This window comes from Salinispora pacifica DSM 45544, from assembly GCF_000378845.1.
Lineage (GTDB): Bacteria > Actinomycetota > Actinomycetes > Mycobacteriales > Micromonosporaceae > Micromonospora > Micromonospora pacifica.
The window spans coordinates 3,632,519-3,651,639 of sequence record NZ_KB905359.1 but is presented as its reverse complement, the minus strand read 5'-3'; the positions used below and the strand labels follow the sequence as shown (position 1 = coordinate 3,651,639).

The following is a 19,121-nucleotide window of genomic DNA, read 5'->3' as shown; positions in this document are numbered from 1 at the left end:
GCTGGTTCGACGTGGTGGACGCGGGGGTTCTCGTCCGGGTCAGCCGGCTCGGCGGAGACGGCCCAGCATGCCGTTGAGGTCGTCCCTGAAGATCTCGTGCCGGAAGATGTGCCCGCCTCGCTCTTCGAGTCCCTCGTGGGGAATACCGGCCTGACTGAGAGCCGCGCGGAACTCGCGTTGTCCGGCGAGCACCTGGGTCTCGTTGATGACATCCCACCAGTCGACCGGCTCTGGTGAGGTGCCGGCGACCAGAAAGACACGTTTGTGGTGGAAGCTCGGAACGCGTTCCATGGGGTTGTCCGCGGTGACCCGAGCCTGGTCGAAGAACGGCGCGCCATAGATGGTGCCGCCACCCAGTTCCACCGCGGCGGAACTGAGGTTGGCCCAGTGCGCGACGAGGTGACCGTCGCGACGCAGGCTGGCGGGCCCGGAGTGGGAACTGACAGAGCAGAAATCTCCGAAATACTTGGCGGCGTACTTCAGCGCGCCGAAGCCGCCCATCGAGAAGCCGGCCACCGCGCGTCCGTCGTACTCGGCGAAGGTGCGGAAGTTCGCATCGATCCACGGCACCAGCTGGTGAATATGAAAGTTTTCCCAGTTTCGCGGGCCCACGAAGGTGCTGACCGGGTTGCAGTACCAGCCAGCGGCGCCACCGTCGGGCATGACCACGATGATCTCCCGGCCGGCGGTCAGATTCATGATGTTCTCGTGCATGTGGAACTGACGGAAGTCCTGCTGGCCACCGTGCAGCAGGTACAGCACCGGGTAGCGTTTGCCGCTGGTGTGGTAGCCGTCGGGCAGCAGGACATTGACGGCAGGGTCCCATTCGATCTCATTGGTGGCGAAGCGGAAGTACTGCAGCCGTCCGGTGTGGTTGTTGGGCGGGCTGACGATACGGAGGCCGAACCCGTCACCGACGGCGTGCGCCGGATTCGGTATGAGGGCGGGGCCGCCGAACGCCCCGACGGCGGCTGCGGCTGCCGTGCCGGTGAGGAGGCGGCGGCGGCTCAGCGGGGTCGGCTGCGATTGCGGGGTCATGGTTGCTCCCTGCGGTAGGTGACTTACCTCTGGATTGGAGGACTGTGAGCTGGTGATGCCTGCTCAGGTAGGGGTGATCCAGGTGCCCTGGTCGGGGTGCCAGTGGATGGTGGCTTCTTGGAAGCGCTGGTACTTACCGTCACCTTCGTCGAGCTCATCGGTGCGGGGGTAGCCCAGCACGGCTTCGCTACCGGCGTCGTGGAATGCGTCGTAGATAGCGCCGTGAACGGTGTGGGTTCCGGTTTCTGGTGACCAGAGAAACAGGCCGTGCTCGAAGAACTGGAAACGTCCGCGAGTGCCGTCGGGCGCTTGGGCGGCGTCCGCCTCGTCCATGGTGGGGAAGCCCCAGCGTCGCTCGGCATCGGTGGCCCAGAAGGCGGTGAGGATGTCGCCGTAGATCGCATGGGCGATGTCCGGCCGCCACAGGATGATTCCGTTTTGGAACTGCTGGAACCGCCCACCCAGCGAGGCGTCCTCTTCGGCACGGATCGGCCAACCGAGCGGGCCGCCCGGCCCGCCCATGCTGTGATACTTCACCCCGATCGTGCCGTACGGCTGGAACGCCTCCTCCCGCAGCGCTCGGGCGATCTCCTCCGCCTCGTCGTACCGCGACGGGAACGCGGAACGCTGCACGGCCTGAGCGAGTTGACCGGCGGTGCTGCCCTCCATCCCAGGCTCCATCTGCTGGGCCACCTCGAAGAACTTGTTCGCCGTGTAGTCGACGTCGAGACACTGGGCGGGCTGGCACCAGCCCTGGGAGGGGCGCTGCTGGAACACCCCGAGCGAGTCCCGGTCCCCGCAGTTCAGGTTGTTCATCCGGGACTCGACCCAGCCCGCCTCGAAGCCCGCCAGCATGACCTTGTCCGACACACCTCGGCGTTGGCCCACCTCATAGACCTTGCGGGTGACCACGATGTCCCGCTCTGGGGGGATGAAACAGAATGTCGAGACCGGGTCCGGCTCCGAGCTCTCAGGCCTCTGGGCCTGGGCCGGGCTGCTCAGGGCAATGACGGCGGTCAGGGTCGTCACCGCCAGCAACACCATCGTTGCCGGTCTCCTCGGAGATGAGCCGGTGCCGCGCATGGGAACCTCCTCTGCTCGGGCAAGTCGAACGGACCGCATCTCTGCGGGTGGGGCTGGGTGCCACGCCGGCAACGGCCGACGTTTTGGTCGCACTGGCCGACGTTCTGGCCGCAATGGCCGACGTGCTGGCTGGCCAGTGTCAGCTGGCCGAGTCGAACGACGCTTCGAGCCGCGGAAGGTAGTCGGCGATCGCCGGGGCCCAGCAGCCATAGTTGTGACCGCCGTTGCACGTGGGGGCCAAGGTGGAGCCGTCTTCGTAGTTGACGGTGTGGTGGGGGATACCGAGGTCGTTGAGGCGGTCCCGGACTGTCGCGGTGGCGATGGCGGTGAAAAAGTCCACGGCGCCCTGGTCGCCGGTGTAGAGCGCGATGGTGGTGTCAGCCAACTTGGCGAGGTTGGTCGGTGCGGCCGGGTCGACTTCGTTCCAGATCCGGTCGGCGTTGAAGATGGGGTAGGGGGAGCCGAAAATAGCGTCGCTGTCGACGTACGGGCCGTAGTCGGGGCATGGGCCGGCCGGAATAGAGCTGCATGGCAGGCCGGGAAGGTTTAGCTCCGTGGCCAGGACGACCGCGCGGATCTCCGCCATGCCGAAGTCGATCCCGCCGGACAACGAGGCGACGTGACCGAACAGGTCGGGGCGGGCCTGCGCGTAGTGCAGCGATCCGAAGCCGCCCATCGACAGACCGATGACGGCCCGGTGGTTCCGGTCGGTGCGGGTACGCAGGTTGGCGTCGATGAAAGGCACGACCTGTTCGGTGTGGAAGGTCTCCCAGTTGGCCGTGCCGAGGGCGGTGTCCTGCATGACCCAGTCGGCGTACCAACCCTTGAGCCCGCCGTTCGGAGCCACCGTGATCATCGAGTTTGAGCGCAGGGCCGGGACGGCCGCCACGTCGTGCGGGCCGCCGGCCCCACCGTGCAGGAAGTACCCGACCGGCCAGCGCTTGTCGGGTTCGGTGGCGTAGTCGGCGGGAAGGAACACGCGGATCTGGTGTTGGCCGGACAACTGCGCGGTGGTCACGGTGAGAGTGAGGTCGGTGCTGGAGTGGGCCTCGGTGTCGACGAGGGTCAGACCGTGGCCGTCGGTAAAGCTCGGGATCTCGACGGGTTGGGCCTGCGCCGCCGATCCGACGACCGCGACCGCCGCCACCACCGCGGCCACGGTGGCGGCGGCGGGAAGCCGCAGGAACGACCGGGTCCGGTCGGAGAACCGGGTTCTCATCGGGTGTGGTCCCTTCCTCGAGACGGTCACCGGCCTCGGTTGCTGGCAGTCGGCCACCAGCAACGCCGAGCGGTCGGTGGACGCGTCGATTCCTCGTTCGGGCACCCCTGATGGTGGTATTCGGGCAGGTGCGGAGGACAGGCCACAACACCGGCCATCCGTGACCGGTCATCCGTGACCGGCTGGAACCACGACAACACCCGCCCTCGCCGACGAACCCGGTGCGGTTCAGACCGTGCCGACGAACTGGCTGACGTGGTAGGCGGTGGTCCTGCGGTCGGGTGTCCTGGTCCAGGTCGAGACCAGTAGGTGCAGGCCGTTGACGTGCCGGCTGGACCACGGGTGGATGAACCCGCCGTAGAGCCCGGGCTCCTGCCACGGGAAGATCTGCACCTTCTCCGCCGTCCAGGCTTGGTCCGGACCGGCAGCCGTACGGGTGACGATGCAACCGGTGACGCAGTTGAGGTACGACATCACCCAGGTGCCGTCGGCGAGCCGCCGGACCGATGGCTCCCCGAACGAGCCGGTCAGGATCGGCGTGCAGGGCCTGCCCCAGCCCCAGTCGCTGCCGTTCCAACCCCACCCCTCGTATGACTCGGGGTAGAAGAGCTGGTCCCAGAAGACCCGACGAAGCATCATCGGGCCGTCCTGGCGCCCCGGGCGCACGGAGAAGACGTACACCCAGTCGCCGTCGCGCTGCATCGTCCACATCTGGTACGGGTCGGTGTTGGTGCCGTCGTTCCACCACTTCAGCGGGGTACGGACGAACTCGTTGCCGTTGTCGCTGAAGGCCAGTCCGGCGTAGCGCGATCGCCAGTGGGGTCCGGGTTGCCCGGGTTCCTTCCAGTACTCGATGCTCATGTACGAGATCACCTGCCGGCCGGTCTCCGGGAAGCTGATGCCGTCGTTGGGGATGACGGTCACCTCCCAGAGGCCATCGATGCCAATTCCCCGGTGGCCGTTGTGCATCAGCTCTGGGGCCCGTCCGTCGCCGGCGACTCCAGCCGCGCTGTCGAAGATCACACCATCGGGAGCACCCGGGTGGGCGTTGGAGCGCAGCATCACCGGCGAGCGCCAGTCGTTCGACAGCGGCGGGCCCTCCGGCCACGGGGTGTTGAAGGTGTCTCCGAAGAGGTATCCGATGGAACCGTTCTCCAACACGTAGGGGATGCCGAGGTCAGTCCCGGCGACCTGCCACCGGTGGTTGGTGTCCAGGTCGGCGCCGGTGAGGCGTTTCTTCCAGGAGGCGGCCCGGGCCGAGTCGGGGGCGAGCAGCCCACCGGCCGCGACAGCGGTGCCGACCAGGGCGACCCGACCAAGCAGGGTGCGACGATTGATAGTCATCATGGTATGGAAAACGGCAGCCACGACAGTGGTCAAGCGGGCATCGGGTGACCCGGAATCCTCCCGGTTACACAACAGCGAAATACTCACATCACTATTGACAGGCGTCATGACAGGTCGTCAAAATCACGACGCCGAAGCGCAACACCAGCATCACCGGTAGTCCGGCAGGAGCGTCGCATCATGACCAGAACTGCACCTCGGGCAGGACTCGCCGCGATTCTCGCGGTATGCCTGGTGGCCGCGGGCCTTGCCGTGAACGCGTCGCCCGCACAGGCCGCCCCCGTCTTCAAGGCCCCGTTTCCATGTGGTCAGCAGTGGACCTACAGCCACCACAGCAGTGAGGTCCGCCAGGCACTGGACTTCATCCGCGCCGACGGCGGCGCCACCGACGGCGCCCCCGTGCTCGCCTCCGCCGCCGGCACCGCCTACCGGCACTCGCAGTCGGGTGGCGCCGGCAACTACATCGTCATCGATCACGGTGGCGGGTGGCAGACCTACTACTTTCATCTCTCCGCGTTCTCGGTGGCAGACGGAACGGGCGTCACCCAGGGGCAGCAGATCGGGCTGACCGGCAACACCGGCAACTCCTTCGGCGCGCACATCCACTACGAGCAGCTCCACAACGGGGTGGGGCAGACCATCGCCATCAACGGCGGTTCGCTCGCCCCGTATCCCGGCTCATACCACCAGCGCTACCTCACCAGCGACAACTGCGGTCGTCCCACCGAACCGGTCGCGGGGCGGGCGTTCGGGTTCGGGGGCGGTCAGCACCATGTGGCCGTCGGATCGACCGGGACTCTGCAGCACCTGTCCTGGTCGCCGGAGTCGGGGGTGGTGCAGGCGGACTGGGGCGGCGGATCGTTGACCGGAAAGGCGGTGGGGTACGCGCACGCCAACCAGCAGCACGTGTTCGCCCGGGGAAGCGACAACACGTTGCGACACTGGTGGTTCGCGCCGGGAATGGACGCCCCGGGGATGGATAGCTGGGACACGGAGGGACGGGTCCGTTCGAATCCCACCGGGTTCGCGTACGGCAATCAGCAGCATGTCTTCTACCGGAACCCGGACGGGCAGTTGGAGCATCGGTTCTACGACCTCGACACGGGTCAGGTCACGGGCGGGGTGTGGCCCGGTGGATCCTTCGTCGGGAACCCGTACGCGTTCGTGCACCGCGACCAGCAGCACATCTTCGGCCGCACCGCCTCCGGCGGACTGATCCACTGGTACTGGTGGCCGGGGATCAGCCCCAGTACCGACGACTGGGGTGTCACCTCGGGTGTGGCCTCAGACCCGACGGGGTTCTCCTACGGCGGAAACCAGCACCACGTGTTCTTCCGCAACAGTGACGGCGACCTCGCCCACCGGTTCTTCGACGATCCGTCGGGCACCTTCGGGGGCGATGTCTGGCCGGGCGGAGCCTTCGTCGGCAACCCGCACGCCTTCGTGCACCGCGACCAGCAGCACATCTTCGGCCGCACCGCGTCGGGAGACCTGGTGCACTGGTACTGGTGGCCCGGAATCGACCCCGGCGTGGACAACTGGGGTGCGCGTGGAGTCGTGACCGGTGACCCGGCCGGCCTGTCCGCTCCCGGACAGCACCACGTGTTCTACCGGCTCGGCAACGGCACCCTCGAACATCGCTTCGTGAACGACGCCACCGGCCAGCTCGTCACCGACAACTGGGGCGGTTCACTCGCCCCGTAGCCCGCCAGAAGGCGCCAAGACAAGCCCGACGCCGCTCCTGGAACGCCTGAACAAGGAGATCCGCGGACGCACCGACGCCCACCGACGCTCACGGCCGGGTATCCGGAGCCACCCCACTTGGCGGAGTCGGCGAGGACGAGGATCGTATCGACGCCAGGGGCCTGGTCGGCGTACCGCACGGCCGTCTGGGATAGTACCGAGCCACGCGCTGTGACGCCGTCCGCTTGCCCTACCACCGACCGACAGCGAACAGGCTGGATGCTGCAATCTGCGGGTAGGTGTGCGGGAGGAGTTGACCGTGAGTTCAGACGAGGTGAGTGCGGCCGACCCGCGTACCGGGACGGTCGCATCGATACTGGACGGTGCCACCGGCTGGGAACCCCTCGCCGGCGGGCTCGCCCACCACGTGCGGCGAGTCCGGCTCGCCGATGGCCGGCCAGCCGTGGTCAAGCGGACCCCGGCGTCCTCGCAGATCCCGCCCGGCATGTTCGCCCTGGAAGCCGCGGGGCTGCGCACCCTCCGCGATCTCGGTGGCGTCCAGACCCCCGAGGTCTACGAGGTGACCGAGCACCACCTCGTCCTCGCCGCACTGGCTCCCCGCACCGACACCGACCGATACTGGGAAGAAGCCGGCCGTGCGATCGCCCGGCTGCACTCCGTCCAGGGCAGCGCCTTCGGCTGGCCCGAGGACGGCTGGCTCGGCCTACTCCCCCAGCACAACCAGCAGACCAGCGACGGCCACGAGTTCTTCGCCACCCACCGGCTACTGCGCTACGCGACCGAGCCGAAGGTCCAACAGGTCCTGGACCAGACCGACCTGACCCGGCTGGAACGCATCTGCGAACGGCTACCCGAACTGCTCCCACCCGCTCCCGCCGTGCTCACCCACGGCGACCTCTGGCGCAACAACCTCATCGCCACCGACCAGGGCACTCCCGTGCTCATCGACCCCGCGGTGCACTGGAACTGGGCCGAGGCCGACCTCAGCATGATCTACAGCGTCGACCGCCCGCCCGAGCCCTTCTTCGCCGCCTACGAGGAAGCCGCCGCTCCCCAACCGGGCTGGCGCGACCGCATGGACCTGCTCAACCTCCGCGAACAGCTGAGCGTCCTCGCCCACTTCGGCTCCGACCTCCCGGACTGGATCCGCGACACCAAAACCGTGCTGCGCAAATACAGCTGAGCGGTGGGCTGCGGCCGGCACCGGGCGCCGCGGCGGAAGCCAGAAGAAGCTAGCCGGCCCCCGGTCCGACACCGGAGGCTGGAGGAGTGCCGCGAACTGCCGTAGCTTGTCCTCATCGGGCAGGAGGCGCCATGTTTGCCGAGCACGTGCGGGACTTTGCAGCAACTGCCGTGATCTTCGGCTTCTTCGCTTCGAGCTGGTTCGGCTGGGCGCAGGAGGCGCCTCCGGGTAGGTGGCGCGGGCTCCTCGCCGCCGGCTCGGTGACCGGCCTCCTCACCGCGATCGCCGGTGCTCTGCTGACCTGGCGGCTCTGGCACAACGACACCGCCTTCGACGAGGCCACCAGCCGCGCGTTCGGGGTCGTGGTCGCCATCGAGTTCGGGGCCGCCGCTCTCGGGGCGGTCCTGCTCGCGCTCCGCGGCCGACGGGACCTGATCTCGATGTGGGTCGCCTTCGTCGTCGGTGTCCACCTCTTCCCGGTCGCCACACTGATCGGCTATCCGATGATCCACCTGGTCGCCGCTCTCATCACGGTCGTCTCGGTCGCCGCGATCCCGGTCGCCCGGGCCCGGGAGCTGTCGGTGAGCGCAGTCGTCGGTGCACCGACCGGGCTGGTCCTGCTCGCCGCCGCTCTCTTCTCCGCGGTCTCCGCGGCCATCCTCGGTTTCTGAATCCCAGCACCGCTGGACGGGCCCAATCTCGCTTGCCGCGGTCATGCGGTTGTCCGCTACGTTGCCCAGGTGACTGTCGAGGTCCCCTACCGCCCGCTCCCCCCTCAACCAGTCGAACGTCCGGTACGCCCACGGCCCGGACTCGAGCGCGCAGCAGGGTGTACCCGCCGGCGAAACCATCGAGTTCGACTGGCGTGAAAGCCACGCCTGCCCTGGAACATCTCGCAGGTTCTGACAGCCCATGAGCGATGCTTTCCTTTGCCGGACGGCAACGGGGTTGTCCGCTGACTGCACCACGAGTGTTGCGGCCCCCCGCGCAGGCGCGATTCTCGTAGAGTGCCCGATGGAGAACCGAATCCAGGGAACGGGGAGATCCCATGAGTGACGTGGATGGCGCGTACGCCTCCGGCACGCCGTGCTGGTTCGACATGACAGTGCCCAGCCGGGACACCGCAATGGACTTCTACGGACCGGTGCTGGGCTGGACCTTCAAGGGCGACTTCTACACGATGTGCGAGGTTCGCGGAAAGCCGGTGGCGGCGATCGCCGAACCGCATCCGGGCGAGCCGGCGCCCGTCCAGTCGAACTGGACGATCTACCTCGCGACGGCGGACTGCGCGGCGGCGCTGCGACGGGTCACCGATGCCGGCGGCAAGGTGGTGAAGCCGCGGCAGGACGCCATGGTCGGCTGGCTGGCGATCGCCCAGGACACCACCGGTGGCGTCTTCGCCCTGTGGCAGGGCCGTGAGCTGAGCGGGTCGCAGGTGGTTGACGAGGACGGAGCGCCCTGTTGGAGTGAGGTGACCAGCGCCGACCTGCCCGCCACCGTCGAGTTCTACCGGCGGGTCTTCGGCTACGACACCGAGCCCATCGAGGACGTGCCATACGTAACGCTCAACTCCGGTGGTCGCCCGGTTGCGGGAGTCTTCGCCGGCGCGGAGCAGCGCCCACACGAAGGGCACGCGGCATGGCTGGCGTATTTTCAGGTCCCCGACGCGGAGCGAGCCGCGGAGCAGGCGGTGTCGCAGGGTGGTCGGGTGGTCACGGCTCCGCAGGATTCGCCGTACGGCCGTAACGTCGTCCTGGCCGATCCGTTCGGCGCCACCTTCGTGGCCATCGAACGCCGCGGGTAGCGACCGGGCCCGCAAAGAATTGGTCCGCTCGGCCGATAGGTCCTGACGGATCCCCGTTAGGATGCGATTACAGACTTCGTCGTCCTTCAATCAGCACGGTAGGGACTTAAAGGCGAAAGGAACGGACACCTGGTGAGTCAACCCAAGGTAGGCACGATCGCGGGCTTCGACCTGACCGTCCAGAACGCGGACGGCATACGCGACTTCTACGCGGACGTGGCCGGCTGGAAGCCGGAGCCGCTCAGTATGGGCGACTACGACGACTACATGATGCTCGCACAGGACGGTAACCCGGTCGCTGGCATCTGCCATGCCAGGAACGGCAACGCCGACCTGCCGCCGCAGTGGATCACCTATATCGCGGTCAGCGACCTTTCCGCGAGCTTGGCGCGGGTGACCGAAAAGGGTGGCGAGGTGGTGCGGCAGCCCAACGGCACCGGTCCGGGCGGATTCGCGCTGATCAAGGACCCCGCCGGCGCGGTCGTCGCACTGATGCAGAACCCCCACCCAAGCTGAGCCACCCGGCCTCAGCTACCCGGCCACCCCGCCAAAGGGCGCGCATCAGCCCACCGCCGGTTGGATTCAGGGGCGCACCGACTGCCGCATGTTCGCCGGTGGGCGGGCCGAGCAGGACGCAACGGGTTAGCCGGACGGTCCACCGGTTCGTCGGTGGACCGTCCGGCGCGACCCAGCACCTGGGCCTACAGCCTCGGTGTCGGGATGATCAAGGATCCCCACGATCAACCCGAGAACTGCTCGACCAGGGCGCGGTTAACGCCGCTTCGCCCGCTGGGCGTCTTTGATGACCCGGGCTAGTCTCCGACCTGCGCGGCGCTGGGCCGCCGGATCCGCGCGGAGTTCTGCCCACGCGGCCTCCCGGCACAGCTGATTCCAGGCCCGCAGTCGTTGCTCGCTCAGCCTCCCGTCGGCGACGGCCGCGAGCACCTCGCAGCCGGGCTCGTTGGCATGACCGCAGTCGCCGAATCGACAGCCGAGCGCCAACTCCGCAAGGTCGTCGAATCCCGCGTCAACGGTGGCGACGTCGGCATGAACGCCGACCTCACGCATGCCCGGGGTGTCAATCAGGCAGCAACCGCCCTCCAGCGGGAAGAGCTGCCGGGCAGTGGTGGTGTGCCGGCCCTTCGCGTCCGAGCTGCGGACCTTTCCGGTGGCGCCCAGTTCCCGGCCGGCAAGGGCGTTGAGGAGGGTCGATTTTCCGGCCCCGGACTCGCCGACGAGCACCAGCGTACGCTCCGCACACCGGCCGAGAAGGTCGGATATCCCGGTGGCTGTCGCCGCCGCGACAGAGATGATGTCGACACCGGGATGCTGCTGGAGCAGACCGTCTTCGATGGCTGCGGTGGAGCTCACGAGGTCGGCCTTGGCGAGGATCACCAGGGGTACCGCTCCGGCGTCCCAGGCGAGCGAGGTGAAACGTTGCAGTCGGCCGTGGACTACCGGCCGGTCCAAGCCGCAGACGATGCCCACCACGTCCACGTTTGCGGCGATCAGCTGGCTCCCTCCGGTGGAGGGGTCGCGACGGCGGAGTAGCGAAGCCCGTGGCAGCAGGTCGAGGATGCGATCGTCATCGACGACGACCCAGTCACCGACCGCGAGCGCGGGTGCCGAGGACCGTACGGGGAAGTGGCGGGTGCCGCCCTCGGTGCTGATCCGGACGGCCGCACCGTCATGGCGGACGACGCGCCCCGGACGACCAGCACCGTGTGCGGCAAGCGCCGCCTGCCATCGGTGCGACCAGCCCAAGGCGGTGAGAGACGAGGATGATTCTGGGGTCGCCGATGGACCCCGGTGGGGAGAAGACAACTGAGGAACCCTCTGCGTGAAGGAGTGAGATCCGATCGGGTGAACCGACCGTCACCTGATGTCGCTCAGGCGCACGAAGCGTGGCGGTCTTCAGCAGTCACATGCATGAAAACGCCACCTCCTCCTTCAGCTCCCGCAGCCTCGCGGTGAGGCCCCGGACATTCTACGCCATCTGGTCCCCCGCGTCACGGCCGAAGGACGTCGGCGACGGGGAAGCACCCGGCCAACGGGTCGTCGTAGTGCCGCCAGGTGTCGCTGCCGTCGGCGAGTTCGTCATCGGTGAGCAGGCAACTGGTGAGGGTGTGGCACAGCGAGACGGGGTCGAGACCCAGGCCGACGAAGACCAGGTGTTGGTGGCGGTCGCCGTAGTAGGGGTCCCAGTCGAGTGCGGCGGCGAGCCGGCGGTGGTCGGACACGTCGTCCCAGCAGGAGTCGGGAAGAGCGACCAGCCAGTGGCCGAGGGAGCCGAGGCGGAGTCCACCCCCGGCGAAGTCCCAGGCGATCACCGTGTCGGGTTGACTGGCGAGCCAGAGGTGCCCGCGAGAGCGTACGACCTGGTCGTTGAGGTCCTCAAAAGCGTCGTGGATACGCCGCGGGTGGAACGGTCGACGGGCCCGAAAGACGACCGAGACGATGCCGCAGTCCGGGTGCGGTTCGTGCACCCCGAGGACGTACCCCTCTAGGCCCCGGGTGAGGATGCCGGGGGTCTCGGGCCGGTGCCGGAGGGTGCCGCGCAGCTGGCGGGTCAGCGCGGCGGCGTCGAGCTGATCACCGTTGACGGGGACCCGCGTCGCCCACGGCGCCATCCGCTCGAGCAGCACCGACAGGCGGCTGGTGCCGTAGGCGCCGGCTCGGGACCGACCCCAGAGGACGAGCGTGTCGGCGTACTCGATCTGTCGGACGATGACGTCGGCCAACGCCCGGTCGTCGTAGTCCGCCGCCGCAATGCCGAGGTGCTTCAGGTCGTCGGTGCTGACGAGCCCGTCGAGCAGATGTTCGGCATCGACGACGGTGACATAGGAATCGATCCGGATCAGGTCGGTGATCGGAGCGCCGTCAACGGGGCAGTGCGCGCAGGCGGCGGCGACCGCCTCGGGCTCGACCACCTCGGGCAGCATCAGCAGCAGATCCCGGTTGGGCTGCGCCCGGGCCAACCGGGCGAGGGTGGGCAGCACATCTTCCCGCAGCGTGCAGGGGACACATCCGTGTGCGAGCGTGATCCGCTCGTCCTCGAGTACGCCCGTGCTGTCGCGCACGATTCGTCGCACGGTGCCGACGCTCAGGTCGGCGAGGTCGTGCTGGACCAACAGCAGGGTCGGATCCGCCACCAGCAGCGCGCGGGCGACGGCGTACGTCGCGGACGGCCAGAAGCCGCTGAGCACGGTCAGGGACGGCCGGGTGCCGGCCACCGCGGCGCCGGGGTCGGTGGGCGCGAGTGGAGACGTTGCCATCACAGTCCTCTCAACTCTTAATGAAAACGATTGTCAGTATAGGCCCACCGGACGCGCCGGGTGGCGGGGGTGCCAACATCCAGCCCACGAAGACCGATAACATGAAACTTGTTCTCGTTAGCACCCCCAGAGGATCGCGCTTGTCCCGACGCGGCGCTGCCGCCGGCGCGAAGCCCAGCTTCGGCGACACCGGGTCGCACTCACACCGACGCACCCGACACCGATGAGTCCCCGACGACCCGACCGTCTGGTGCCGCACGAGAACGACCTGACGGGCGCACCCTCCCCAGGAAAGCGCGCCCGCCCCTCAGGAAAGGCTGCGGACACCTACCGTCCCGGAATATTCAAGAAGGCCATAGCGAAGCTGACCAGCTTATCGCCGTCATAGATCAACCTTGGCCAGGCACAATCGGGCCAGACGTACGCCTCCGCGAGCCTCCGCCACGGACTCGACGAAGTGCTCCTGCTCGGGCCGCACCGAGAGCGCAAGAGCCGCCTCAAGGTTCTCTGGAGTGATCCGCTCCAACCGCATGCGGCGGAACCTGGCGGCCCGGAGGCAGAACCGGCGATCGGTTTCCCGGCAGCAGTGCGGCTTCGCCCGGGCGCGAGAGGCGCACCCTGAATTCGCCGACCACAAAGGACAAAACAGTCCGTTCCGTTGCCCCTGCTACGGTGTGGGAGAAGTCACCCGTCGCGAGTCGAGAAGAGTTTGCCAGTGACCAACACCCCTTCGGGAACCATGCCATCGGCCACCAGACCGAACGGGTCACTCTCCTCGAAGATCGACACTACGATCGCGCACCCGGCCCGGATCTGGAACTACTGGCTTGGCGGCAAGGACAACTTCGAGGTGGATCGCGAGGTCGGCGACCACACGATCGCGGCCTACCCACACATCATCGAACTGGCCCGCAATCAGCGATCCTTCCTGGTACGCGCGGTCACTCATCTGGCCAGGGAGACCGGCATCCGGCAGTTCCTGGACATCGGCACCGGCCTGCCGACAGCGAACAACACCCACGAGGTCGCCCAGTCGATCGCACCTGAGTCGCGCATCGTCTACGCCGACAACGACCCGCTGGTCCTGGTGCACGCGCGGGCGCTACTGACCAGCCACCCCAAAGGCGCCACCGACTACATCGACGCCGACCTGCGGGACCCAGACAAGATCCTCGCTGCCGCGGCCGAGACACTGGACTTCACCAAGCCGATCGCCATCACCATGCTCGGCATTGTGATCTTCTTGGCCGATGACGACGAGGCCTACGGAGTAGTCGACCGCCTGGTTGAGGCGCTTCCGTCGGGGAGTTACCTGGCGATGACACATACCACCAACGCCATCCACGGGGCCGCGACCGACGAGGCGGTCCGGATCTGGAACGAGGGCGGCTCAGATCCGATGGTGGTACGTAGTCTCGACGGCATCGACCGATTCTTCCGCGGCCTTGAGCTGATCGAGCCGGGTATCGTCTCACTGACCCGGTGGCGACCCGACGCCGACACCGCCACCGGGCCCGAGGTTGACGAGTTCTGCGGGGTGGGCCGCAAGCCGTGACCGGCAGGTAGGACACCACCGACGGCTGCCTCCGGCTCCCGGCGGCATGGCCGGCCGCACCGGCGGTTTGGCTCGTGGCGAGAGGGTCGTGGGCGTCATAGGTAACGGTCATGTGTCGACACCTGTCGTGCCGGGCTTTGGTGGTGTCACACTGCTCTGGATTGGTCACGGGGAGGGTGAGAAGCATTGGCTGCGGAGCACCAGGGCCGGCAGGGACTGCCGCCCCTCGACACCCTCGCCGACCGTCTGGAGTATCTGTTCGAGACCATCCGTCCCACACCGGAGGAGCTTGGAAGGCCCGAGGAGTCCGGGCGGAAGTATACAAACAAGGAGATAGCCGACAAGATCAACGGACACCAGGCGGAGACGGGGGTGTCGATCAGCGCCGCCTACATCGGAGAGCTACGCCGGGGGGTGGCGCAAGATCCGCGCACCTCGCATGTTCGCGCCCTAGCTCGCGCCTTCGGAATCCACTCCGGATATTTTGTGGATGACGACGCGGCGCAACGGGTTCAGGAACAGATCCGACTCCTCAGCGAGCTGCGACGGATGGGCGTCAAGCAGGTGGCGCTGCGGCAGGTTCTCGCTGACACCGGCTTGTCCTCGGCTGACTCTCAGCTGGTAGAACAGATGGTCGCCCGCCTGCAGGCCCTCGGTGGTAGCCACCAGAATGGCCACTGACCGCCGTGCTGGCCCTGCTGTGGAGGCGTGCGGACCACCTTGGGAAGTCTCACGTGACACTGCGCCAACTACGGAAGCGCTGCGAACGGATGCTCTCCGAGTCAGCGCTGCCAGCGGCGTTCGATATGCCGAGTCTGTGCCGGTTCTTGGGAGAGCGCCGGGGACGACCTATCCACCTGGCCCCGATCAGCCTGCCAGTGCACACCGTGTGCGGCATGTGGGTACCGACGGCCACCTTCGACGCGGTCTTCTATGAGCAGGACACCTCGCCGATACACCAAATGTTGATCATCGGGCATGAGCTGGGTCACCTGCTCGCCGGACACCGGACCGCCGCCGTCCTGGACCCTGATGCCGCCAAGCTGCTCCTGCCGGACCTCGACCCCCGGACCGTGCAGCGCTTCCTCGGCCGGAGCACCTACGCCGCCGAGGAGGAGCGGGAGGCGGAGATGATCGGCTCGCTCCTGCTACGCCGGACCCGCGACGGTTCGGACCCGGCCGGGCCGGAGCCCCCCCGAGACGATCCCGAGGCTGACCTGTGCGACCGGCTACGGCAATCGCTAGAACACCCTGGCCGGTAGCAGTCGGTGGCTACCCTGCTCTACGGCCTCTGCGCCGGCGCTGGCTGGGCGACCTTCGCCTACACGCTGTCGCTGCTGCGTAGATACCCCGCGCCGGCGCGCCGCGCGCTCTGTATCTCGATCGGCGCCTTCGCCGTCGGCACCACCCTGACCATCCCATCGCTCGCCGCTGGTATTGAGGCCGGCTTGGGGCTACCAAATCTGGCCAAGGTACTCGCCCACGGCTGCGCCATGACCATCGCCGCCTCCGCCGAGCGCATGCTGCTGCACCTCACGCTGCCCGCGGCGCAGGCGGCCGCCCGGGCCCGATGCTGGGTCTGGATCATGGCAGGCGCGTACCTCGTCATGGTCGCCCTGTATGCCCACACCCTCGACTACGAACAGCCGGTTCGGTTGACCGTTGAGCACGCCACCGACCCGGCGGTCTCGGCATATCTGCTGATACTCCTGGCGGCGGGCTTCTTCGCCTACTGCATCGCCATCGCCCGGCTGGGTTGGAAGTTCGCCCGCATCTACGGCCGGCCCTGGCTCCGACGTGGCCTGCGCATCACCGCTGCCGGCGCCGCGGTCGCCGTGCTCTACGGCACAAACAAGATCATCTACCTGGTCGCCCACTGGAGCGGGCTACAGCCAACCGGCGAACGCGAAATCGCCGCGGTCCTGGTCACGATCAGCGCGCTACTCATGATGACCGGCCTGACCATGCCCGCCTGGGGCCCACTGATCCCCCTCCCCCGGTGCTCGGACGACCTGCGCGCCTACCGACGTCTCGGGCCACTGTGGCACGACCTCACCACGGCGCTGCCCGAGCTTGAGCTGGACCCACAACTCCGCCGGCCGCTCGTCGCCCTACGTGACCTCGACTACGCGCTGACCCGTCGCGTGGCCGAGATCCGCGACGCACGACTGGCGCTGCGCCCCTTCCTGGACGCCCGAGTAACCCAGGCCGCCGGTGCCCTCGCCGAGCAGGCGGGCCTCGATGGCGACGACCGGCTCGCCGCCATCGAGGCCGCCCAGTTGGCCTTCGGCCTACGCGCGCACCGAGCCGGCGTCACCGCCACCCAGCCGCAGCCAGCCGCGGCCCCGACCCGACCGGCCGACGGCTACGCCGGCGAGATCACCTGGCTCAGCCGCGTCGCGACCGCGTACCACCAGTCCCCGGTGGTGGCCGCCACCCTCGACGCCACCGAGCACCTCACCGCCACCGACCCCCGGCCGCAGCCCGTTGGAGGCCCACGCCCGTGAGAGACCGCCTCGTTCACCTGCACCGGATCCGCTCGCTCGACCCCGACGACGACCACCTGACGATCTACCAGACCATGCTGCGGTACGAGTTCCCGTGGGACATGAAGCTCGGACTCAACCTCGCCTTCAACCGCTCGTTCTCGATCCCGGAGATCGCCGCGGTTCACACCGCCACCGGTGAACTCACCGAACGCACCCAGCAGCGGATCGACGACACCGGCCTGCTCATGTACGAGATCATGCTCAACGGTTTCGAGCAGCCCCGCGGGCGGGACGCTCTCCGCCGGATCAACCAGATCCACCGCTCCCACCGCATCAGCAACGACCACTACCGCTACGTCCTCGCCTGCCTGGTCGTGATCCCCACCCGCTGGCTGGAACGCTACGGTTGGCGCCGACCCTGCTGCCACGAGCGACGCGCGACCTGGCGGTTCTACCTCGAGTTGGGTCGCCGGATGGGAATCACCGAAATCCCCGACTCCTACCAGGCGGTCGAGGCCTGGTTCGACGAGTACGACCGGGCCCAACTGCGCCCCAACGACGACGCGGCCGCGATCGAGCGGGCCACCCGGATGCTGATGCTGAACCGGCTACCCGCTGCCCTCTCCCCGATGGGCAACGCACTGGTCAGCGCCATCTACGACCCAGCCCTACGCGCCGCAACCCGGGTGGCGAACCCACCCTGGCCGGCGCGGGTCGGACTACACCTGGCCCTCCGCGCCCGCGCGCACACGCAACGTTGGCTCGGGGGACCGCCGGCGGTCCCCCGGTTCGCCGACGGCATCAAGACCAAGTCCTACCCCCACGGGTACGACATCAGCCAGCTCGGACCCAGACCGCCCACCACCGCCGGCGACACGCCGGCTCCGAACTCGCACGACTGAGGTTTCCGGGCTCCCCGACGAGGCGTACGCCCCAGGGTGGCTCCGTGGACCCGCCGGTTAGCGTCCGCTGCGGCGAGTACCCGGACGGGACCGGCTGGAGAAGGCCGCCGCCCCGGACCGGGTCGCCCCGGACCTGGTCGGTGTGGAGCGGGTCGGTGCGGAGCGGGTCGGAGTCGACGCCGGTTTGCCGCCGCGCTGCCTCCGGCCACCGTGAGCGGGCCGCGCCTCCGGCTGTGGGCCACCAGGGGGCGGTACGGGCTGGGGGGTCAACCGGCGTTCGCCCGGGGCGATCTCGCGGAGCAGCGCGTCGCCCGGGCGCAGTCGCCTCGTGGTCGCGGTGATGCCAGCCTTGCGGGTCAACGCCCGCACCTCCGTCACCTGCGCGTCGGTCATCAGAGTCACGACGGTCCCGTCCGCACCAGCCCGAGCGGTACGGCCCGAGCGGTGCAGGTACGCCTTGTGCTCCACCGGCGGGTCGGCGTGTACGACCAGCGCCACGTCGTCGATGTGGATGCCCCGGGCGGCGATGTCGGTGGCGACCAGCGTGTGCGCCTCCCCGGTGGCGAATGCCCGCAAATTCCGGGTACGGGCGCCCTGGGCCAGGTTGCCATGTAGTTCGACCGCGCTGACCCCAGCAGCGGCCAGCCGTCGAGCCAGGGTTTTCGCACCCCGTTTGGTACGAGTGAACACGACGGTACGGTTCGACGTGGCGGTCAACTCGACCAACACGGCGAACCGGTCCTCGGCCTGAACGTGCAGCACGTGGTGGGTCATCGCGGCGACCGGCGACAGCGTTGAGTCGACGCTGTGCACGACTGGTTTGGTGAGGAACCGCCGCACCAGGACATCGACGCCGGAGTCCAGGGTTGCGGAGAACAGCAGCCGCTGCCCGCCGCGCGGGGTTCGTTCCAACAGCCGCCGTACGCTGGGCAGGAAGCCAAGATCCGCCATGTGGTCGGCCTCGTCCAAGACGGTGATCTCAATGGCGTCCAGGTGCGCGTGCCCGGCCTCGACGTGGTCGGTCAGCCGTCCCGGGCAGGCCACCAGGACATCGACCCCGGCCTGGAGCCCGGCGATCTGGGGCCGGGCGGCGACGCCGCCGAAGATGGCCATCGTACGAAGCGACAGTGCCTGGGCGAGCGGCGCCATCACGCGGTCGATCTGGGTGGCCAACTCGCGGGTCGGCGCGAGGATCAACGCCCGGGGGCGGCCAGGGCGACGGCGCGTGGTGTTCGCGGCCAGGCGGGTCAGCACCGCCAGCACGAAGGCGTAGGTCTTGCCCGAACCAGTACGGCCCCGGCCGAGCACGTCCCGTCCGGCGAGCGCGTCCGGCAGGGTCGCGGCCTGGATGGGGAACGGCCGTTCTACCCCGGCCGCGGCCAGTTGGCGGTTGAGCGGGTCGGGGACGCCGAGGTCGGTGAAGGTCAGCGAGTCAGGCAGGGTGCGCTGGGACTCAGGCGAGGTGTTCTGGCGCGGGCGGCTTGCCGCCATGGAGGCTCCGAAGGTTGAAGGGGGGCCGTCC

17 protein-coding genes and 2 pseudogenes are annotated in these 19,121 nt (G+C 68.3%); 11 read left to right on the top strand and 8 right to left on the bottom strand.

Annotated elements, in window-relative coordinates; translation table 11 throughout:
- Positions 1 to 39: 39 nt before the first annotated feature.
- The 4 genes from SALPAC3_RS0116655 to SALPAC3_RS0116640 all read right to left on the bottom strand — a co-directional run bounded on the left by SALPAC3_RS0116655 (position 40) and on the right by SALPAC3_RS0116640 (position 4,684).
- The gene (locus SALPAC3_RS0116655; RefSeq protein WP_018222342.1) at positions 40 to 1,038 is read right to left on the bottom strand and encodes an alpha/beta hydrolase; all 999 of its coding nucleotides are present in this window, start codon (positions 1,036 to 1,038) and stop codon (positions 40 to 42) included.
- 63 nt (positions 1,039 to 1,101) lie between these two features.
- The gene (locus SALPAC3_RS0116650) at positions 1,102 to 2,121 is read right to left on the bottom strand and encodes an LGFP repeat-containing protein (protein ID WP_026185650.1); all 1,020 of its coding nucleotides are present in this window, start codon (positions 2,119 to 2,121) and stop codon (positions 1,102 to 1,104) included.
- A gap of 139 nt (positions 2,122 to 2,260) precedes the next feature.
- Positions 2,261 to 3,340, bottom strand: a complete 1,080-nt coding sequence (locus tag SALPAC3_RS0116645) for an alpha/beta hydrolase (RefSeq protein WP_018222340.1) — start codon at positions 3,338 to 3,340, stop codon at positions 2,261 to 2,263.
- 228 nt (positions 3,341 to 3,568) lie between these two features.
- On the bottom strand, positions 3,569 to 4,684 hold the full coding sequence (locus tag SALPAC3_RS0116640; protein ID WP_026185649.1) for a glycoside hydrolase family 183 protein: 1,116 nt from the start codon (positions 4,682 to 4,684) through the stop codon (positions 3,569 to 3,571).
- Between the two features lie 183 nt (positions 4,685 to 4,867).
- On the opposite strand from SALPAC3_RS0116640, the gene SALPAC3_RS0116635 reads away from it, so the two are divergent.
- From SALPAC3_RS0116635 to SALPAC3_RS0116615, 5 genes are all read left to right on the top strand, one after another.
- The gene (locus tag SALPAC3_RS0116635; protein ID WP_026185648.1) at positions 4,868 to 6,391 is read left to right on the top strand and encodes a peptidoglycan DD-metalloendopeptidase family protein; all 1,524 of its coding nucleotides are present in this window, start codon (positions 4,868 to 4,870) and stop codon (positions 6,389 to 6,391) included.
- 298 nt (positions 6,392 to 6,689) lie between these two features.
- Positions 6,690 to 7,574, top strand: coding sequence for a fructosamine kinase family protein (locus SALPAC3_RS0116630; protein ID WP_026185647.1), 885 nt, complete (start codon positions 6,690 to 6,692; stop codon positions 7,572 to 7,574).
- A 131-nt stretch (positions 7,575 to 7,705) separates the two neighbouring features.
- A complete protein-coding gene (locus SALPAC3_RS0116625) occupies positions 7,706 to 8,245 on the top strand; it encodes a hypothetical protein (RefSeq protein ID WP_018222337.1) in 540 nt (179 codons plus the stop codon).
- 377 nt (positions 8,246 to 8,622) lie between these two features.
- Positions 8,623 to 9,378, top strand: coding sequence for a VOC family protein (locus tag SALPAC3_RS0116620; protein ID WP_018222336.1), 756 nt, complete (start codon positions 8,623 to 8,625; stop codon positions 9,376 to 9,378).
- Positions 9,379 to 9,510: 132 nt separating this feature from the next.
- Positions 9,511 to 9,894, top strand: coding sequence for a VOC family protein (locus tag SALPAC3_RS0116615; protein WP_018222335.1), 384 nt, complete (start codon positions 9,511 to 9,513; stop codon positions 9,892 to 9,894).
- 255 nt (positions 9,895 to 10,149) lie between these two features.
- Here SALPAC3_RS0116615 and rsgA read toward each other — a convergent pair whose 3' ends face one another.
- Complete coding sequence (gene rsgA / locus SALPAC3_RS0116610; protein ID WP_018222334.1) at positions 10,150 to 11,142, bottom strand: ribosome small subunit-dependent GTPase A; 993 nt, start codon at positions 11,140 to 11,142, stop codon at positions 10,150 to 10,152.
- 245 nt (positions 11,143 to 11,387) lie between these two features.
- On the bottom strand, positions 11,388 to 12,653 hold the full coding sequence (locus SALPAC3_RS0116605; RefSeq protein WP_018222333.1) for a CobW family GTP-binding protein: 1,266 nt from the start codon (positions 12,651 to 12,653) through the stop codon (positions 11,388 to 11,390).
- A gap of 140 nt (positions 12,654 to 12,793) precedes the next feature.
- Here SALPAC3_RS0116605 and SALPAC3_RS29230 point away from each other — a divergent pair.
- A pseudogene (locus tag SALPAC3_RS29230) lies at positions 12,794 to 12,877 on the top strand (50S ribosomal protein L28); the annotation flags it as partial.
- Between the two features lie 112 nt (positions 12,878 to 12,989).
- On the opposite strand, the pseudogene SALPAC3_RS25895 reads toward SALPAC3_RS29230, so the two are convergent.
- Positions 12,990 to 13,185, bottom strand: a pseudogene (locus SALPAC3_RS25895) (GNAT family N-acetyltransferase); the annotation flags it as partial.
- 183 nt (positions 13,186 to 13,368) lie between these two features.
- Here SALPAC3_RS25895 and SALPAC3_RS0116595 point away from each other — a divergent pair.
- The 5 genes from SALPAC3_RS0116595 to SALPAC3_RS0116575 all read left to right on the top strand — a co-directional run bounded on the left by SALPAC3_RS0116595 (position 13,369) and on the right by SALPAC3_RS0116575 (position 17,599).
- Positions 13,369 to 14,208, top strand: coding sequence for an SAM-dependent methyltransferase (locus tag SALPAC3_RS0116595; RefSeq protein WP_026185646.1), 840 nt, complete (start codon positions 13,369 to 13,371; stop codon positions 14,206 to 14,208).
- 186 nt (positions 14,209 to 14,394) lie between these two features.
- Positions 14,395 to 14,889, top strand: a complete 495-nt coding sequence (locus SALPAC3_RS0116590; protein WP_018222331.1) for a hypothetical protein — start codon at positions 14,395 to 14,397, stop codon at positions 14,887 to 14,889.
- 215 nt (positions 14,890 to 15,104) lie between these two features.
- The gene (locus tag SALPAC3_RS0116585) at positions 15,105 to 15,470 is read left to right on the top strand and encodes a M48 family metalloprotease (protein ID WP_018810296.1); all 366 of its coding nucleotides are present in this window, start codon (positions 15,105 to 15,107) and stop codon (positions 15,468 to 15,470) included.
- 6 nt (positions 15,471 to 15,476) lie between these two features.
- Entirely contained in the window at positions 15,477 to 16,715 is a 1,239-nt protein-coding gene (locus SALPAC3_RS0116580) for an MAB_1171c family putative transporter (protein ID WP_018222329.1), read from the top strand.
- A complete protein-coding gene (locus tag SALPAC3_RS0116575) occupies positions 16,712 to 17,599 on the top strand; it encodes an oxygenase MpaB family protein (protein WP_018222328.1) in 888 nt (295 codons plus the stop codon). Before SALPAC3_RS0116580 ends, SALPAC3_RS0116575 begins: the two co-directional genes overlap by 4 nt.
- Positions 17,600 to 17,656: 57 nt before the next feature.
- Here SALPAC3_RS0116575 and SALPAC3_RS0116570 read toward each other — a convergent pair whose 3' ends face one another.
- Positions 17,657 to 19,090, bottom strand: a complete 1,434-nt coding sequence (locus SALPAC3_RS0116570; RefSeq protein ID WP_026185644.1) for a DEAD/DEAH box helicase — start codon at positions 19,088 to 19,090, stop codon at positions 17,657 to 17,659.
- Between the last annotated feature and the right edge of the window lie 31 nt (positions 19,091 to 19,121).

Bases quoted from the DNA above. Each gene is read 5' to 3' on its own strand.
- SALPAC3_RS0116655 (WP_018222342.1), bottom strand. From the start codon at position 1,038: ATGACCCCGCAATCGCAGCCGACCCCGCTGAGCCGCCGCCGCCTCCTC.
- SALPAC3_RS0116650 (WP_026185650.1), bottom strand. From the start codon at position 2,121: ATGCGCGGCACCGGCTCATCTCCGAGGAGACCGGCAACGATGGTGTTG.
- SALPAC3_RS0116645 (WP_018222340.1), bottom strand. From the start codon at position 3,340: ATGAGAACCCGGTTCTCCGACCGGACCCGGTCGTTCCTGCGGCTTCCC.
- SALPAC3_RS0116640 (WP_026185649.1), bottom strand. From the start codon at position 4,684: ATGACTATCAATCGTCGCACCCTGCTTGGTCGGGTCGCCCTGGTCGGC.
- SALPAC3_RS0116635 (WP_026185648.1), top strand. From the start codon at position 4,868: ATGACCAGAACTGCACCTCGGGCAGGACTCGCCGCGATTCTCGCGGTA.
- SALPAC3_RS0116625 (WP_018222337.1), top strand. From the start codon at position 7,706: ATGTTTGCCGAGCACGTGCGGGACTTTGCAGCAACTGCCGTGATCTTC.
- SALPAC3_RS0116620 (WP_018222336.1), top strand. From the start codon at position 8,623: ATGAGTGACGTGGATGGCGCGTACGCCTCCGGCACGCCGTGCTGGTTC.
- SALPAC3_RS0116605 (WP_018222333.1), bottom strand. From the start codon at position 12,653: ATGGCAACGTCTCCACTCGCGCCCACCGACCCCGGCGCCGCGGTGGCC.
- SALPAC3_RS0116585 (WP_018810296.1), top strand. From the start codon at position 15,105: ATGTGGGTACCGACGGCCACCTTCGACGCGGTCTTCTATGAGCAGGAC.
- SALPAC3_RS0116570 (WP_026185644.1), bottom strand. From the start codon at position 19,090: ATGGCGGCAAGCCGCCCGCGCCAGAACACCTCGCCTGAGTCCCAGCGC.